The organism is Dactylosporangium sp. NPDC051087, assembly GCF_055586325.1.
Genome location: NZ_JBVJIJ010000002.1, coordinates 245,354 through 261,726, shown reverse-complemented (window position 1 = coordinate 261,726; position 16,373 = coordinate 245,354). Strand labels below are relative to the sequence as shown.

Genomic DNA, 16,373 nt, shown 5'->3' with positions numbered 1-16,373 from the left:
CTACTTTGCCACATCGACACCCGGAACCTGAAATCCGGCCCCCTGGAGGAGGTCGGGACGGCGCTCGGCGGTGCGCCGCAGCCCCTCGTCCCGCCGCCAGCGGGCGATCTTCCCGTGATCGCCGGAGCGCAGCACGTCCGGCACGTCGAGCCCGCGCCAGCTGGGCGGCTTCGTGTACATCGGGGCTTCCAGCACACCCGCGGCGTGCGACTCCTCGACGAGGGAGTCGGCGTTGCCGAGCACGCCGGGCAGCAGCCGGGTGACCGCCTCCAGGATGACCAGCACGGCCACCTCGCCACCGAAGAGCACGTAGTCGCCGAGGGAGACCTCGCTCACCCGCATCCGGGTCGCCGCGTGCTCGATCACCCGCTGGTCGATGCCTTCGTACCGGCCACACGCAAACAAGAGGTGCGAATCGCCTGCGAGCGACCGCGCCATCGACTGGGTGAACGGCGCCCCCGCGGGCGAGGGCACGATCAGGTGGGTGTCGCCACCGGACAGCGCGTCGAAACAGAGCCCCCACGGCTCCGGCCGCATGACCATGCCGGGCCCGCCGCCATACGGGGTGTCGTCGACGGTGCGGTGCACGTCATGCGTCCACTGCCGCAGGTCGTGGACCTCCAGCGACAGGGTCCCCGTGCCGCGCGCCTTGCCGATGAGTGACAGGTCCAGCGGGGCGAGATAGTCCGGGAAGATCGTGACGACGTCGACCTTCATAGGTCGAAGAGGCCTTCCGGCGGGGTGATGACGATCCGCCCGCCGGGCACGTCGACCTCGGGGACGATCTCCCGCACGAACGGCACGAAACCGGTGCGCCCGTCGGTGAGGCGGACCTGGAGGAGGTCGTGCGCGGGCGCGTGCTCGATGCGCACCAGCTCGCCGATCTTCTCCCCCGCCTGGATGATCGCGAGCCCGACGAGGTCGTGGTCGCGGAACTCGTCGGGGTCGGTCGGCGCCGGGATGTCGGCACTGTCGACGCAGAGCAGGACGCCGCGCATGGCCTCGGCGAGGTTGCGGTCGTAGATGCCGTCGAACACGATGAGCAGCTTGCCCTGGTGGGGGCGGACCGACTCGACGGTGACGCTGGCCGGCGGGCGCCAGGCACCGGCCGGGACCTGCTGCAGATGCCGGACCGCCGTCGAGTCGGTCACGAGGACCGACCCGACGGCGAAACGATCTGCCGGATCATCGGTGCGGATGTCGACCACGAGCTCGCCGTGGACGCCGTGCGCACGAAATATCTGACCGACGACGAGGAGCATGGATCAGTACGCGTCGACGATCTCGACGCGGACGCCGCGACCACCGATCGACGTGATCACCTGGCGCAGCGCCTTCGCGGTGCGACCACCGCGACCGATCACCGTGCCGAGGTCCTCCGGGTTGACCCGGACCTCGAGGCGCTGGCCGCGACGGGAGTCGACCATGCGGACGCGGACATCGTCGGGATTGTCGACGATGCCCTTGACCAGGTGCTCCAGTGCGGGGCGCAACACGTCAGGCCTCCGTGCCGGCGCCGGCACCGGTCTGCTCCTCAGCCTGCGCGGCCGGGGCCTCGGCCGGAGCCTCGGCCTCGGTCTTCTTCTTGGGCTCGGTCTTCTTCGCCTTCGGCGCCTCGGCGAGACCGGCGGCGACCTGCGCCTCGGCCTCGTAGGTGGCGCGGCGGTCGGGCGCGGCGGCCTTGACCTTCAGCGGCTCGGCCGGCGCGGGCAGACCCTTGAACTTCTGCCAGTCACCGGTCTTGGAGAGGATCGCCTGCACGGCCTCGCTCGGCTGGGCGCCGACCGACAGCCAGTGCTGGACGCGCTCGGAGTTGACCTCGATGCGCGAGGGCTCCTCCTTCGGGTGGTAGAGCCCGACGAACTCGATCGCCCGACCGTCACGCTTGGTGCGCGAGTCGGCGATGACGATGCGGTACTGCGGGTTGCGGATCTTGCCCATCCGCAGGAGCCGGATCTTGACGGCCACTTGGTTGCTCGCTCCTGGATCTGTGTGGAAGCCGAGCGAACGTCCGGACACCGTGGGGATTGGCGCCTTCGGCTGCTCTGATGGAAAGGACCCGACGCCGGGTTAGAGGGCTCGACGCGAAACCTGATACCAGCCGTCCATTGTGCCAGACCCGCTACGGTCCGCAAAAACCGCGGTCCTGTCCCGCCGGCAGCGCGGGGATCGTCCAGTCCGCGGGCGGGGTGAAGTCGGTCCAGGTGCCGTCGAACGGGAAGTCGCCGGCCTCGATCTCCTTCACGACCCGCTCACCCTCGGCGCGGACGAACGCCTCGTCGGTCACCCAGTAGTGCTCCGGCAGGGCGAGGCGCTCCAGGAACTCCTCCTCGTCCTTCCACTGCCAGGTCCGGTCCGGTGCCACCACGATGTCGAGGTCCCAGTCGGTGACGTCGACGCCGGCCGCGCCGCCCTCGTCGCTCCAGCGCACCGCCGGGAGCTCCAGGTTGACGTACCAGTTCTTGAAGCGCCCGAGCTCGTCGTGGAACCACCAGACCGAGTGCGACGGGTCACCGGGCCGGTGCAGCTTGAGCACGCCCGGACCGTCCCAGGTGCCGTGCTTCAGCGCGGTGCCCCGGGTGACGAACTCCGCGAACGGCATGGTCCGCATCCCGAAGCCGTCGCCGGACACCTCGTTGACCACCGGCGTGCCGCGCTCGATCCACAGCAGCAGCCCGCGCTCGTCGTCGGAGACGACCCGGGCCGGCCTGACCCAGCCGATCCGGCCGAGCCGGACGTTGCGGTGCACGACGACCTGCCCGGGCGTGAACCTGACGCTCAACGACGCTCCCTCGGTCGGTCCCAGCCCTCGGTGACGGGCGGCGGGACGCTCCAGTCCGCCGGCGGCCGGAAGCCGGTCCAGGTGCCGTCGAACGGCCACGTGCCGGCCTCGATCGCCGGCACGACCCGCCGTCCCTGCTCCCACACCGCTTCGGGGTCGCCGACCCAGTAGTGCTCGGGGAAGGCGAGGCGCTCGTTGAGCTCGTCCTCGTCCTTCCAGTCCCAGCGCCGGTCCGGCCAGACCCAGATGTCCAGGTCCTGGTCGGTCAGGTCGACGCCGGCGACGGTTCCGTCGTCCCAGGTGACCGACGGCTCCTCCAGGTTGACGTACCAGGCCCGGAAGCGGCCGGCCGGGTCGAACAGCCACCACACCGAGTACGCGGCGCCGCGCGGGTTGAACTTCAGGGTGCTGGGGCCCCGGTACACATCCTGGATGATCTTCTTCGGCTCGCGGATCCATTCCGCGAACGGCATGTCGCGGGGTCCCCGGCCGTCGGTGGTGACCTCGCGGATGAGCGGGCTGCCGGTCGCCATCCACAGGCGGAGGCCGAGCTCGTCGTCGGCGACGACCCTTGCGAGGGGCGCCCAGACGAGCGTGTCACGGGCGAAGTGCCGGTGCAGGACCACCTGGCCGGGGCGCAGCGTCACCCTGCGCTCACCGGCAGACCCGGCCCTTGAGGATGATCCGGCGCGGCCGCAGCAGCTCGGTCAGGTCCGCGCGCGGGTCGCCGTCGTAGACCACCAGGTCGGCGAGGCCGCCCTCGACGAGCCCGGGGAAGCCGAGCCACTCGCGGGCGCCCCAGGAGCCGGCCCGCAGCACGTCCAGCGCCGGCATGCCGGCCTCGCGGTGCAGCAGCAGCATCTCCTGCGCCGCGAGCCCGTGCGCGATGCCGCCGCCCGCGTCGCTGCCGACGTAGATCGGCACGCCGGCCTCGTGCGCGGCCCGCACCACCGACGGGAAGCGGTCGCGCAGCGCGAGCATGTGCCGCGCGTAGCCCGGGAACTTGGCCTCCGCGGCGGCGGCGATCCCGCCGAACGTCGCGATGTTGATCATTGTGGGGACCATGGCGGTGCGGCGGCGGGCCATCTCGTCGATGTCGTCGAGCGACAGCCCGGTGCCGTGCTCGACGGAGTCGACCCCGGCGCGGACCAGCGCCGCCACGGACTCCTCGGCGAACGTGTGGACCGCCACGCGGGCGCCCGCGGCGTGCGCGGCGGCGATCGCGCCGGCCATCGCGTCGACGTCCCAGGCCGGTGCGAGGTCGCCGACGCCCCGGTCGATCCAGTCGCCGACCAGCTTCACCCAGCCGTTGCCGAGCCCGGCCTGCCGGGTGACCTCCTCGGCCAGGGACCCGGCGCCGACCTCGACCCCGATGTCGCGCAGGTAGCGCTTGGGCGGCGCGACGTGCCGGCCCGCCCGGGCCAGCCGCGGCACCTCCGGATCGTCGTCGAGGCTCGCGTACTGGATGGGGGAACCGGCGTCACGGATCGCCAGCACGCCCGCGTCCCGGTCGACGACGGCGAGGGCACGGGCCGCCCCGACCCCGTCCGACGGCACCCCGCCGGACGCGATGCCCAGGTGGCAGTGCGCGTCGACCAGCCCGGGCAGGACGAACCCGCCGTCGGCGACGGTCACGGCGCCCGCCACGGGCGACAGCGTCACCCGGTCGCCGACCAGCCAGATGTCGGTCTGCGTGTCGTCCGGGAGCAGGACGCCCCGGACGTGCAGGGCCTCAGGACTGTCCGTCACGCTTCTGCAGCTTCGAGAAGTCGAGCTTCGGCAGCTTGAAGCCGGCCGGCAGGCCCGCCGCGTTGGGGTCCATCGAGGCCGGGTCGAAGCCCGCGGGCAGCTGCGGCATGCCGCCGCCGAGCCGGGGCTGACGGCCGCCGCCACCGCCCTTGCCACCCTTGCGCTTGTTCTTCGGCGACTTGGTGGCCTTGCGGCGCATGCCGGGCATGCCCATCATGCCGCCCATCTGCTTCATCATCTTCTGCGCGTCGGCGAAGCGGTTGAGCAGCTGGTTGACGTCGGTCACGGTGACCCCGGAGCCGTTGGCGATGCGGACCCGGCGGGACGCGTTGAGGATCTTGGGGTTGGTGCGCTCGCCCGGGGTCATCGAGCGGATGATCGCGGTGACCTTGTCGAAGTGCTTGTCGTCGATCTCGGCGATCTGGTCCTTCATCTGCCCCATGCCGGGCATCATCGCCAGCACGTTGGCGATCGGGCCCATCCGCCGCACGGCCTGCAGCTGCTCGAGGAAGTCCTCGAGGGTGAACGTCTCGCCGCCCATGAGCTTGGCGGCCATCCGCTCCTTCTGGTCGTCCTCGAACGCCAGCTCGGCCTGCTCGATGAGGGTGAGCACGTCGCCCATGCCGAGGATGCGCGAGGCCATCCGGTCCGGGTGGAAGACGTCGAAGTCCTCGAGCTTCTCACCGGTGGAGGCGAACATGATCGGCTGGCCGGTGACGTGCCGGACCGACAGCGCGGCACCACCGCGGGCGTCGCCGTCGAGCTTGGACAGCACCACGCCGGTGATGCCGACGCCGTCGCGGAACGCGGTCGCGGTGGTGACGGCGTCCTGACCGACCATCGCGTCGATGACGAAGATGACCTCGTCGGGGTCGACGGCGTCGCGGATGTCGGCGGCCTGCTGCATCATCTCGGCGTCGATGCCGAGGCGGCCGGCGGTGTCGACGATCACGATGTCGCGCATCTGGCGCCGGGCGTGCTCGATCGACGCGCGGGCGACGCCGACCGGGTCGCCGACGCCGTTGCCGGGCTCCGGCGCGTAGACCTCGACGCCGGCCCGGCCGCCGAGGACCTGCAGCTGGTTGACGGCATTGGGACGCTGCAGGTCACAGGCGACGAGCAGCGGCTGGTGCCCCTGCGCCTTGAGCCAGCGGGCGAGCTTGCCGGCCAGGGTCGTCTTGCCGGAGCCCTGGAGGCCGGCGAGCATGATCACGGTCGGCGCGGTCTTGGCGAACTGCAGCCGGCGGGCCTCGCCGCCGAGCGTCGCGACCAGCTCCTCGTGCACGATCTTGATGACCTGCTGGGCCGGGTTGAGGGCCTTGGAGACCTCGGCGCCGCGGGCGCGCTCCTTGAGCCGGGCGATGAAGTCCTTCACCACCGGCAGCGCGACGTCGGCCTCGAGCAGCGCGAGGCGGATCTCCCGCGCGGTGGCGTCGACGTCGGCGTCGGTGAGCCTGCCCTTGCTCTTCAGCTTCGAGAAGATGCCGGAGAGCCGGTCACTCAGGGTGTCAAACACGACGAATCCGTCCTCGAGGTAGGCGCTGCTGCAAAGGGTAACCGACGCCCGATCGTCTAGGCGGGCGTCGCCGCCCGCAGCACGGCGTCCTCGACCCGGGCGCGGTCGTCGCCGGACAGCTCACCGGCCAGGTAGAAGGCGTCGACGACCTCGCCGCCGAGGGTGGAGATCCGGGCGGAACGCACGTCGGCGCCCACGTCCTCCAGCGCCCGCGCCACCCGGAAGAGCAGGCCCGGTGTGTCGGAGGCGCGCAGCTCCAGGACGGTGGCCGCGGTCGCGGCGCTCGACGGCTGCCACACGACCCGCGGCGGCACCGTGTTGCGCTGCCTGGCGGATCGCTCCCGGGCGGCGAGCCGCTCGGCGACCGGCAGCTCGCCCAGCACGGCGCGCCGCAGGTCGCTGGCGATCGCCTCGCGGTCGAGGTCGCCGCCGTACCGCGGCTGCACCGCGCAGACCATCCTGGCCAGCCCGCCGGAGCTGACCGTGTCGGCGGTGACCACGTCGAGGCGGTGCAGCGACAGGCACCCGGCGACCGCGGCCAGCAGCCCGCGCCGGTCCTGCGCGGTCACCGACACGGCGTCGGTCCCGATGAGGACGGCCGGCAGCCGGTCCGGCTCCGGCAGCGCCGCGGCGGGCGACGGCGGCGGCGCGACCACGCCGGTGTCCAGGGCCCGCTCGACGTGCCGGACGAGCTCGCCGATGAGCCGGCCCTTCCAGTCCGACCAGGCGCCGGGTCCGGTCGCGGCGGCGTCGGCGCGGGTGAGCGCGTGCAGCACGGCGAGGGTGGAGGCGTCGCCGACGGCATCGGCGACGGTGGCGATGGTCTGCGGGTCGCTCAGGTCGCGGCGGGTCGCGGTGTCCGGCAGCAGCAGGTGCAGCCGGACGACCTTCTCGACCCGTTCGACGTCGGCGTCCGGCAGGCCGAGCCGGGCGGCGATGTCGGCGGCGATCGGCGCGCCGACGATGCTGTGGTCGCCGGGCAGGCCCTTGCCGACGTCGTGCAGCAGCCCGCAGAGCACCAGCAGGTCCGGGCGGTCGACGTCGCGGGACAGCTTCGCCGCGTGGCGGGCCGTCTCGACCAGGTGCCGGTCGACGGTGAACAGGTGCACGGGGCTGTGCTGGGGCAGGCTCCGGACCCTGGCCCATTCGGGCAGCCAGTTCACGACGAGCCCGTAGCGGTCGCACGCCTCCCAGATCGAGATCATCGACGGGCCGCTGCCGAGCAGCGTGAGCAGGGCGTCGCGGGCCGGCGCCGGCCACGGCTGCGGCATCGGGGCGGCGAACCCGCCGAGCCAGTCCAGGGTGGCGTGCGCGATCGGCAGCTCGGCGCGGGCCGCGGCGGCGGCGACCCGCAGCCCCAGCGCCGGGTCGGGGCGCGGGGTCACGGCGGCCCGCGCGAGGACGACCTCGCCGTGCTGCTCGACGACGTCCCGGGCGAGGGGCCGGCGCTCGGTGTGGCCGCGGCCGGCGGGCGCGGACCAGCGCTCGACCGCGCGCCAGGCGTCGTCGCTGGCGTAGGCGATGGTGCGGGCGGCCTCGGCGATGCGCCGCAGCACCTCGTCGCGGTCGCCGAGGTCGAGCAGCTCGGCGACCTCGTCGCGGTCCTGCGCGAGGAGCCGGTCGACCCGGCGGCCGCGCACGGCGTGCAGCGCGTCGCGGACGTCGAGCAGGGTGCGGTGGGCGCCGCGGACCGGCGGGCGGGGGCCGTCGGCGACACCGGCGAAGCCGATGCCGCGCAGCACGCCGAAGTCGCGCAGGCCGCCGCGGGACTCCTTGACGTCGCCTTCGAGCAGGAAGGCGAGCTCGCCGTGGGCGTCCCAGCGGGTCTGGGTGAGCTTCCGCAGCGCGGGCAGCAGGTGCCGGGCCTCGCGCCGCCACTGCGCGACCGCGTCGGTGTGCAGGTGGGCGAGCAGGTCGGCGTCGCCGGCGACGAGCCGGGCGTCGAGCAGGCCGAGCGCGACCTTCAGGTCCTCGCGGGCCAGCTTCAGCGCGTGCTCGGGCGTGCGGGTGGAGTGGTCGAGCGCGAACTTGGCGTCCCAGATCTGATACCAGATCCCGCTGCCGAGCTCGTCGGCGACGACCGAGGGGTCGTGCAGCAGGACCAGGTCGAGGTCGCTGCGCGGGGCGCACTCGCCGCGGCCGAGCCCGCCGACCGCGACGAGGGCGAGCCCCTCGCCGGTGCCGCCGGCCGCGGCGTACACCGAGGCGAGCCAGGAGTCGAGTGCCGCGGAGCGGGCGGCACGCGCGGCGGCGCCCGCCCCGGTCGAGAGGATCGGGGCGGGCGCCGGCGGTTGTGTCATGTATCGGCTACAGCGCGTCGAGGCCGCGCTCGCCGGTGCGGACCCGGATGACCTCGTCGACCGAGGTGACCCAGACCTTTCCGTCACCGATCTTGCCGGTGCGGGCGGCGGTGACGATGGCGTCCACGACCTTCTCGAAGTCCAGCTCGTCGGTGACGATCTCGACGCGGATCTTCGGGACGAACTCCACCGTGTACTCCGCACCGCGGTAGACCTCGGTGTGGCCCTTCTGACGACCGTATCCCTGGACCTCGCTCACGGTCAGGCCGGCCACGCCAAGCGCGTGCAGAGCCTCTTTCACCGCGTCGAGCTGATACGGCTTGATGACCGCGGTCACCAGCTTCATGCCCATTCCCTCCGTCATCCCTCGACGCTAACCGGCAACTGATTCCGACGCCGGGGCTTGCGCCGCCGGTGCTGCACTTCCACCGATCCCGGCCAGAGCGAAGGCGCCGGCCGCGCTGCCGCCACCACTGCCCGGGTTGTTCAGGTCGTAGCCGCTCTCGGCGTGCTCCGTGATGTCGATGCCCTCGACTTCCGCCTCGGTGCTGACCCGGAACCCGACCGTCTTGTTGATGATCCATGCGAGGCCGAAGGCGATCACGAACGACCAGACCGTGACGATAGCCGCAGCGGCGGCCTGACGACCGAGCTGGGTGGCGCCGCCACCGAAGAACAGACCGTCCTGGGCGCCGACGGCCGACTCGATCGCGCTGTTGGCCTTGGTGTTGGCGAAGAAGCCGAGCCACAGGGTGCCGATCCAGCCACCGACGAAGTGCACGCCGACGACGTCGAGCGAGTCGTCGAAGCCGAAGCGGTACTTCAGGCTCACCGCGAGGGCGCAGAGGACACCGGCGACGAGGCCGAGCAGGACCGCGGCCCAGGGGTCGATGAAGCCACAGGCGGGGGTGATGGCGACCAGGCCGGCGATGGCACCGGACGAGGCACCGACCAGGGTCGGCTTCCGGTCACGGATCCACTCGACGAGGACCCAGCCGAGCACCGCGGCGGCGGTCGCGACCTGGGTGTTGATGAACGCCAGGCCCGTGACGCCGTCGACGGTCAGCTCGGAACCCGCGTTGAAGCCGAACCAGCCGAACCACAGCAGACCGGCGCCGAGGGCGACGAACGGCACGTTGTGCGGCTTCATGCTCTCCCGCGGCCAGCCGATGCGCTTGCCGAGGACCAGGGCGACACCGAGCGCGGCCGCACCGGCGTTGATGTGCACCGCGGTGCCACCGGCGAAGTCGAGCGGGTGGAACTGCTGGAAGATCCAGCCGCCGCCCCACACGTTGTGGGCGACCGGGAAGTAGACCAGGGTGGCCCAGCCGAAGGCGAACAGCAGCCAGCCGGCGAACTTCGCCCGGTCGGAGATGGCGCCGCTGATCAGCGCGACGGTGATGACGGCGAAGGTCATCTGGAAGGTCATGAAGACGTAGACCGGGATACCGGTGGTGCCCCAGAGGTCGGTCTCGGCCAGGAACGTCTTGGTCCCCGGGAAGCTGCTCAGCTTGCCCATGAGGCCGCCGGCGGTGTCCTCACCGAACGACATGCTGAACCCGTAGAACAGCCACATCACGCTGATGAGCCCGATGGACGAGAAGCTCATCATCATCATGTTGAGGACGCCCTTGGAGCGGTTCAGGCCACCGTAGAACAGTGCCAGACCCGGCGTCATGAGCAGCACGAGTGCCGTGGAGATCAGCAACCATGCGGTATTACTGCCGTTAAAAGGCGTCGGTTCCGGCACGCCGGCCTCCTATTAGTCGGATCCTCCCTCCGGCCTTCGAGGCAGCGTCGCCCTGTCAGCCGGTTGCGCGAGAGCTTTCAGGGCTCACGTTTCGCGCACCGGCGCTGAGCGGTTTCTCAGTCGTCACGTCATGTTTCCAGCGTGTGAAGAACTGCTCACTTGCTGGTGGGGCCCTATCGAAGGGCGTATTCGAGCGTGTGCCGCTCATAGTCGATGAGCCGCAGGTCACGGACCGGACGGCGGAGATGTCCCTTGTGCACGATCCGCACGAAAGCGGGGTCGCCGGCGGCCGCCATCCGTCGAATTCCCTCGATGTGATCGACGATCCGTTTCCGGATGACCCGCACGAGACGGTGCCGGTCGCGCGGGGTCAGCCCATACGCGTCTGCGAACATGCGCAGCCGGCGCGGCCGGTTCGGCCGCTTCCAGCCGAGCGTGTAGGAGTCCCGGTCGGAGAAGAGCGGGACCCAGGTCCAGGCGGCATACGCCACGTCGTAGATCCTGGCGCCCGGCGAGGCGAGGTCGAAGTCGATCAGCGACAACGTCCCGTCGGGCCGCCAGATCACGTTGTGCGGCGCCGCGTCGTGGTGGCAGATCACCTCGGTGTCCGGCGGCGGCGGGCCGAAGGAGCGCCACACCGCGTTGGGCGGCGGGCGGAACCCGGCCTGCGCGTCGTGGAACATCCGCAGCATCGTCGCCACGGTGACCATCGCCTCGTCCGTCACCCAGTGCGGGGCGAGCGGATAGCCGCCCGACTCGCCCTCCAGGTATGACAGGACCTCACGGCCCCGCTCGTCGATGCCGAACGCCCGCGGCGCGCCCGTGAACCCGACATACTCCAGGTGCCGCAGCAGTGCATGCACCGCCGGCGTCCAGGGGCCGGCGTTGCGGCGCACGGTGTCTCCCGAGCGCACCACGACGGAGGTGTTTCCGCCGTGGAGGGGGATCTCCTGCTGCGTCACGTGTAGTCCCTCATGTCCCGGTCGAGTCTCGCCCTGCCAAGCTTTCCGTCCGAGGTTACGCGTCCGTGCCAACGAGTGCGTCGACGAACTGCCGGGCATCGAAGGGTGCCAGGTCGTCCGGGCCCTCGCCGAGGCCGACCAGCTTCACCGGGATGCCCAGTTTCCGCTGGACCGCGATGACGATCCCGCCCTTGGCCGTGCCGTCGAGCTTGGTGAGCACCACGCCGGTGACGTCGACCACCTCGGTGAAGACCCGGGCCTGTTCCAGGCCGTTCTGCCCGGTGGTGGCGTCGAGGATCAGCAGGGTCTCGTCGACCGGCCCGTGCTTCTCGACGACCCGCTTGACCTTGCCCAGCTCGTCCATCAGGCCGACCTTGTTCTGCAGCCGGCCGGCGGTGTCGATGAGCACGGTGTCCACACCGGCATCGATACCCCGTTTGACCGCGTCGAACGCCACCGACGCCGGATCCGCCCCCTCGGGGCCGCGGACCACCTCCGCGCCCACCCGGCTTCCCCAGGTGACGAGCTGTTCGGCGGCGGCGGCGCGGAAGGTGTCGGCCGCTCCCATCAGGACCGTGTGGCCGTCGGCGACCAGTACCCGCGCGATCTTGCCGCAGGTGGTGGTCTTGCCGGCGCCGTTGACGCCGACGACCAGCAGCACCGACGGGCGGCCGGCGCGCCGGGTCGCGGCCAGGGTGCGGTCCATCTCCGGCTGCAGCGCGGTGACGAGCTCGTCGGCGAGCATGCCGCGCAGCTCGGAGGCGGTCGCGGTGCCGTGCACGCGGGCCCGCTCGCGCAGCTTGCCGACGATCTCGGTGGTCGCGGCGACGCCGACGTCGGCGCCGATGAGGGTCTCCTCGATCTCGTCCCAGGTGTCGTCGTCGAGCTTGTCGCGCGACAGCAGGGCGAGCAGCCCCTTGCCGAACACGTTCTGCGAGCGCGACAGCCGGGCCCGCAGCCGCACCAGGCGCCCGGCGGTCGGCTCGGGCGTCTCGACCTCCGGCACCTCGACGACCGGCGGCGCCTCCACCGGCGGCGCGGGCACGACCGGCGGCGGCGCCTCCACCACGGGCGGCGGGGGTGCCGGGGGCGCGGTCTTCACCGGCGGCGGGACGGTCTTCTTCACCGGCGGCGGGACGGTCTTCGCCGGAGGGGTGACGGTCGGCTTCTGCGCCGGTGGGAGGGTCGGTGGCTTGCGGAAACGGGGCGCTACCAGCGCGAGGGTCGCCCCGATCACCACGACGAGCAGCACCAGGCCGAAGACGATGTACGACTCCATGGCAGGAATCCTCCCAGACGACGCGCGCCGGGGCCCGAAGTGGCGCCAGGTCCGCCCACGCAGGATCATCACCAGTGCCCCCTAGCGTCCTGGAGGTCCATGACATGCCGGACGACGACCGGTCCCAGACCCTCGACGAGGACCGCGGCCCGCTGCTGCTCGGCCCCGTCCTGCGCCGGGTCGAAGGCGACCGCGCGACCATCTGGGTGGAGACGTCCCACCCGGCGACCGTCGAGGTCGACGCCGCCCCCGCCGGCGGATCCGCCCGCACGTTCACCGTGCACGGGCACCACTACGCCCTGGTCGTCGTGGAGGGACTGCCGCCGGACGCGGTCACCCCGTACACGGTGAAGGTCGACGGGAGCGAGGTCTGGCCGCCGCCGGACTCCGCCTCCCCGCCCTCGGCGATCCGCACCAGGCCCGACGGCGCGCCCGTCCGGCTGATCTTCGGATCGTGCCGCGAGTCGAGCCCGCTGAGCGTGACCCGCTTCCCGCCGGACGCGCTGGACGCCTACGCGGGCCGGCTCATCGAGTCGATCAACGCCGCCGCGCCGACCGAGTGGCCGGACATGCTGGTGCTGCTCGGCGACCAGGTGTATGCCGACGAGACCCCCGAGAAGATCCAGAAGTGGCTCCGCCGCCGCAAGCGCCGCGCCGACGCGCCGGACAAGCAGGTGGTGGACTTCCACGAGTACACGAAGCTGTATCTCGACTCGTGGGGCGACCCGGAGATCCGCTGGCTGCTGTCCACCGTGCCCAGCGTGATGATCTTCGACGACCACGAGATCATCGACGACTGGAACACCTCCGACCGCTGGCGCACGCAGATGGCCGAGCTGTCCTGGTGGGAGGAGCGCATCCAGGCCGGTCTCTCCTCCTACTGGGTCTACCAGCACCTGGGCAACATCGCGCCGAGCGCGCTGGCGGCCGACCCGGTCTACGCCGCCGTGCTCGGGTCGGGCGGTGACGCGACCGAGGCCCTGGACGCGTTCGGCACCCGCGCCGACCACGACCCCACCGGATACCGGTGGAGCTACGCGATCGACATCGACCGCACCCGCCTGGTCGTCGTCGACAACCGCGCCGCCCGCGTGCTGGCCCGCGGCCACCGGGCGATGCTCGCGGCGTCGGAGTGGCAGTGGCTCACCGAGCAGATCCCCGGCGACTACGACCACCTGCTGATCGGCTCGTCGCTGCCGTGGCTGCTGCCGCCGGCAATCCACCACCTGGAGGCCGCGACCGAGCGGATCGCCGAGTCGCCCCGCGACTGGGTGTCGAAGTTCGGCGAGAAGCTCCGCCAGGCGGTCGACCTGGAGCACTGGGCGGCGTTCAGGCGCTCGTTCGACTCGCTCACCGCGCTGCTCAGCGAGATCGGCGCGGGCCGGGGCGGCGTCTCACCGCCACCGGCGTCGATCAGCGTGCTCTCCGGTGACGTGCACCACTCCTACGCCGCCCGCGCCGTCCTCGGGCCGGAGGTGGTCAGCCCCGTCCACCAGCTGACCTGTTCGCCGGTCCACAACGACATGCCGCGGTACATCCGCCCGGCGATGAAGTTCGGCTGGAACGCGCCGGCCGCCCGCCTGATGCGCTCCCTCGCGCGCGCCGTGGGCCTGCCGAAGCCGCCGGTGCGCTGGGACAAGACCGCCGACCCCTACTTCGGCAACGCGGTTGGCGTGCTCCTGCTCGACGGCCGCTCCGCGCACGTGATGATCGAGGGCACCAAGCCCGACAAGACCCTCGGCAAGGTGGCGTCCCTGCAGCTCAGCTGACGTCCGGCACGATCTGCGGGGCACGGTCGAGGGCCGTCCAGGTCCACACGGTGGCGACCCTCGCCCGGCCGGTGAGATATGCCACAGCGGGCTCCCTGATGGGCGCGAACCACATGCGTCCCAGCCGCCGCACGGCCTCGTCGAGGTGGACCCACTCCCCCGACCCGTCGTGCGGGCCGACGCCGGTCACCTCGAAGCCGAGCGTCTCGAAGTCGTCGCCGCCGGCGGTGTACCGCGCGACCCACAGCAGCCGCTCGGCGGTCACGCTCGCGTAGCCGGCCTCCCGGGCCACCTTCGCGAGCAGCGGCTCGCCGGGCTCGACGGCACCGCCGGGCAGCGCGTCGCGGTCCTCCCCGACCAGCAGCACGGCTTTGCCCCGCCGGATGACGGCACCCACGGCCATGCCCCGACAGTAGCCACCCGGCCGACCTCGGAGACTCCGGCCCACCCCGGCGGGTCGGAGTCTCCGAGGTCGGCGGTCTACGAGGCGTACGCCTCCAGCTCGAAGATCCGGGCCGCCGTGTCCGAGTCGCTGGTCGGAGTGATGACGTTCAACCGGACGTGCCTGGCCGAACGCGGCGTGAAGGTGTGCGTCGTCGTGCTCGCCGTGTTGCCCCTGACCTGGGCGACCGTCGTCCAGGTGGTGCCGTCGAGGCTGGTCTGCACGTCGAAGTCCTTCGTGTTCCAGCTGGTCTTCTCGCCGCCGGCACCCGAGTGCCGCAGCACGACCTTGCCGACCTGCTGGTTGCTGCCCAGGTCCACGCGCAGCCACTTGGCGGCGCCGAGCGCGCACCACTTGTCGGCGAGCCCGCCGGTCCAGCTGCCGTTGACCGCCTTCGCCGGCGCCTCGGACGCCGCGCACTGCGAGGAGGCGGTCGCGGTCTTGTTCAGGGCGAGGTTGACCGGTGCGGCGGTGTCCGGCACGAAGAGCTTGATGTCGGTGAGGCTGGCGGAGCCTTCGTAGACGTTGGTGTACAGGTCACCGATGACGAACGAGTCCGGGTAGGCGGAGCCGGACGGCCACTGGTTCGGCCACGTGGTGCTGCCGAAGTCGTCGTTCTGCACCAGGTTGCCGTTGAACTGGCCGTTGTACTCGCCAGGCTTGGTGTTGTAGTGCCAGATCGGCACGTTGTTGACCACGAAGTCGCGGTGGAAGCGCAGCGTGCGCTGCCCGGAGCGGGCGAAGTTGCCGCTCGCCTCGAGCGTGTAGCCGGTCGCGTCGCGCTCGATCGCGAACGTGTAGTACTCGTTCGGCATCAGCTCCGGCTGCAGCTCGGCGGCGCTGGACAGCTGGTTCTCGGCGGCGCCGCCGGAGCAGCTGGTCATGAACCACTGCGAGTTGCCGGGCAGGCCGCCGGGGCCGGGGTTCCAGTTCGGCATGCCGGACAGCCACATGTTGACGGTGTTGAAGTTGCCGTCGCGGTAGTTGTAGTAGCTGTTCGTGGCGGCGTTGCAGACCCGGCCGCCGGTGCCGGAGCCGACCCGGTCGGGGTGCTGGCTGAAGGAGTCCATCAGCACCTTGCGGTGGTAGTGCCAGAAGTGGTTGTTGCGGGGCGCGGGGTTCGCGAAGTCCACGATCGACATGAAGTGGAAGCCGTTGTACCCGTAGTTGCCGGCCCGCACGTCCTGCCACTGGCAGTAGGGCACGGACGCGTCGCCGCTCCAGCCAGGGCTGTTGGAGCCCTCGCCCCACGGGTGCTGGGTCTTGCACCCGGCGGTGCTGTAGCCGTTGATCCGGTTGTCGTAGTTGATGGTGCCGTTGCGCTTGCCGCCGAAGTCGATCGTCTTGAGCTTGTACTCGACGCGGTACTGGTCCGGCAGTGCCTGGGTCGGGCGGAAGATCGCGCCGCCGGTGCTCTCGGGCACGTTGATGACGGCCGCGCTGGACCCGCCGACGGTCGCCGTGGTGATCGACGGCGGCGCCTCCAGGACGCCGTCCTTGTTGAAGTCGCGGGCGGACAGCGAGGCGGTGAGCCAGCCGTTCTGCCCGACCTGGAACTCCTTGCGGTACGTGTCGAACGAGTTGAACTGCGTGGTCCAGGCCGGGCCGTAGTCGTTGCGGTACCACTGCCCGGCGTCGTCGGTGATGGTGTCGAACGGGTTGGCGTAGGTCTCGCGGACCCACTGCGCGTTGCCGGGGTTGATCGGCTGGGCGAAGTTCTCGGAGTACAGCAGGCGCCAGGTGGGCGCGGCGGAGGCGGGCGCGGCCGGGATCGCGAACAGTGACCCGGCGACCAGGGCCCCGGTGAGCAGTCGTCTCACAACA

General features: G+C 71.6%; 16 protein-coding genes. 1 reads left to right on the top strand and 15 read right to left on the bottom strand.

Annotation, left to right across the window (positions count from 1 at the left end; all coding sequences use genetic code 11):
* The 13 genes from trmD to ftsY form a co-directional block, all read right to left on the bottom strand.
* Nucleotides 1–717 carry a tRNA (guanosine(37)-N1)-methyltransferase TrmD gene (gene trmD / locus ACZ6TV_RS04645; RefSeq protein ID WP_465295358.1) on the bottom strand — a complete coding sequence of 239 codons (717 nt, stop codon included), beginning with the start codon at nt 715–717 and terminating at the stop codon, nt 1–3.
* A complete protein-coding gene (rimM, locus tag ACZ6TV_RS04640; protein WP_465295356.1) occupies nt 714–1,262 on the bottom strand; it encodes a ribosome maturation factor RimM in 549 nt (182 codons plus the stop codon). Before rimM ends, trmD begins: the two co-directional genes overlap by 4 nt.
* A gap of 3 nt (nt 1,263–1,265) precedes the next feature.
* Entirely contained in the window at nt 1,266–1,523 is a 258-nt protein-coding gene (locus ACZ6TV_RS04635) for an RNA-binding protein (protein WP_033357826.1), read from the bottom strand.
* Complete coding sequence (rpsP, locus tag ACZ6TV_RS04630) at nt 1,498–1,968, bottom strand: 30S ribosomal protein S16 (protein WP_465295353.1); 471 nt, start codon at nt 1,966–1,968, stop codon at nt 1,498–1,500. Before rpsP ends, ACZ6TV_RS04635 begins: the two co-directional genes overlap by 26 nt.
* Nucleotides 1,969–2,122: 154 nt before the next feature.
* On the bottom strand, nt 2,123–2,782 hold the full coding sequence (locus ACZ6TV_RS04625; protein ID WP_465295351.1) for a ribonuclease FAU-1 family protein: 660 nt from the start codon (nt 2,780–2,782) through the stop codon (nt 2,123–2,125).
* A complete protein-coding gene (locus ACZ6TV_RS04620) occupies nt 2,779–3,429 on the bottom strand; it encodes a ribonuclease FAU-1 family protein (protein ID WP_465295349.1) in 651 nt (216 codons plus the stop codon). Before ACZ6TV_RS04620 ends, ACZ6TV_RS04625 begins: the two co-directional genes overlap by 4 nt.
* Nucleotides 3,430–3,436: 7 nt before the next feature.
* Complete coding sequence (locus ACZ6TV_RS04615) at nt 3,437–4,531, bottom strand: amidohydrolase family protein (RefSeq protein WP_465295347.1); 1,095 nt, start codon at nt 4,529–4,531, stop codon at nt 3,437–3,439.
* On the bottom strand, nt 4,515–6,047 hold the full coding sequence (gene ffh / locus ACZ6TV_RS04610) for a signal recognition particle protein (protein WP_465295345.1): 1,533 nt from the start codon (nt 6,045–6,047) through the stop codon (nt 4,515–4,517). The genes ACZ6TV_RS04615 and ffh overlap by 17 nt, the downstream gene beginning before the upstream one ends.
* A 56-nt stretch (nt 6,048–6,103) precedes the next feature.
* Nucleotides 6,104–8,347, bottom strand: coding sequence for a [protein-PII] uridylyltransferase (locus ACZ6TV_RS04605; protein WP_465295343.1), 2,244 nt, complete (start codon nt 8,345–8,347; stop codon nt 6,104–6,106).
* A 7-nt stretch (nt 8,348–8,354) separates the two neighbouring features.
* Nucleotides 8,355–8,693, bottom strand: coding sequence for a P-II family nitrogen regulator (locus tag ACZ6TV_RS04600; RefSeq protein WP_033358035.1), 339 nt, complete (start codon nt 8,691–8,693; stop codon nt 8,355–8,357).
* Nucleotides 8,694–8,720: 27 nt separating this feature from the next.
* Entirely contained in the window at nt 8,721–10,097 is a 1,377-nt protein-coding gene (locus tag ACZ6TV_RS04595; protein WP_465295341.1) for an ammonium transporter, read from the bottom strand.
* A 173-nt stretch (nt 10,098–10,270) separates the two neighbouring features.
* The gene (locus tag ACZ6TV_RS04590) at nt 10,271–11,059 is read right to left on the bottom strand and encodes a phosphotransferase enzyme family protein (RefSeq protein ID WP_033357818.1); all 789 of its coding nucleotides are present in this window, start codon (nt 11,057–11,059) and stop codon (nt 10,271–10,273) included.
* A 55-nt stretch (nt 11,060–11,114) separates the two neighbouring features.
* Complete coding sequence (gene ftsY / locus ACZ6TV_RS04585; RefSeq protein WP_465295338.1) at nt 11,115–12,338, bottom strand: signal recognition particle-docking protein FtsY; 1,224 nt, start codon at nt 12,336–12,338, stop codon at nt 11,115–11,117.
* A 104-nt stretch (nt 12,339–12,442) separates the two neighbouring features.
* Between ftsY and ACZ6TV_RS04580 the strand changes: the two genes are divergently transcribed.
* Nucleotides 12,443–14,107, top strand: a complete 1,665-nt coding sequence (locus ACZ6TV_RS04580; protein WP_465295336.1) for an alkaline phosphatase D family protein — start codon at nt 12,443–12,445, stop codon at nt 14,105–14,107.
* On the opposite strand, the gene ACZ6TV_RS04575 is transcribed toward ACZ6TV_RS04580, so the two are convergent.
* Both ACZ6TV_RS04575 and ACZ6TV_RS04570 read right to left on the bottom strand, forming a co-directional pair.
* The gene (locus ACZ6TV_RS04575; RefSeq protein WP_465295334.1) at nt 14,100–14,510 is read right to left on the bottom strand and encodes an NUDIX hydrolase; all 411 of its coding nucleotides are present in this window, start codon (nt 14,508–14,510) and stop codon (nt 14,100–14,102) included. The two genes, ACZ6TV_RS04580 and ACZ6TV_RS04575, sit on opposite strands and share 8 nt — an antisense overlap.
* A 77-nt stretch (nt 14,511–14,587) precedes the next feature.
* Complete coding sequence (locus tag ACZ6TV_RS04570; RefSeq protein WP_465295332.1) at nt 14,588–16,369, bottom strand: discoidin domain-containing protein; 1,782 nt, start codon at nt 16,367–16,369, stop codon at nt 14,588–14,590.
* Nucleotides 16,370–16,373: the final 4 nt, after the last annotated feature.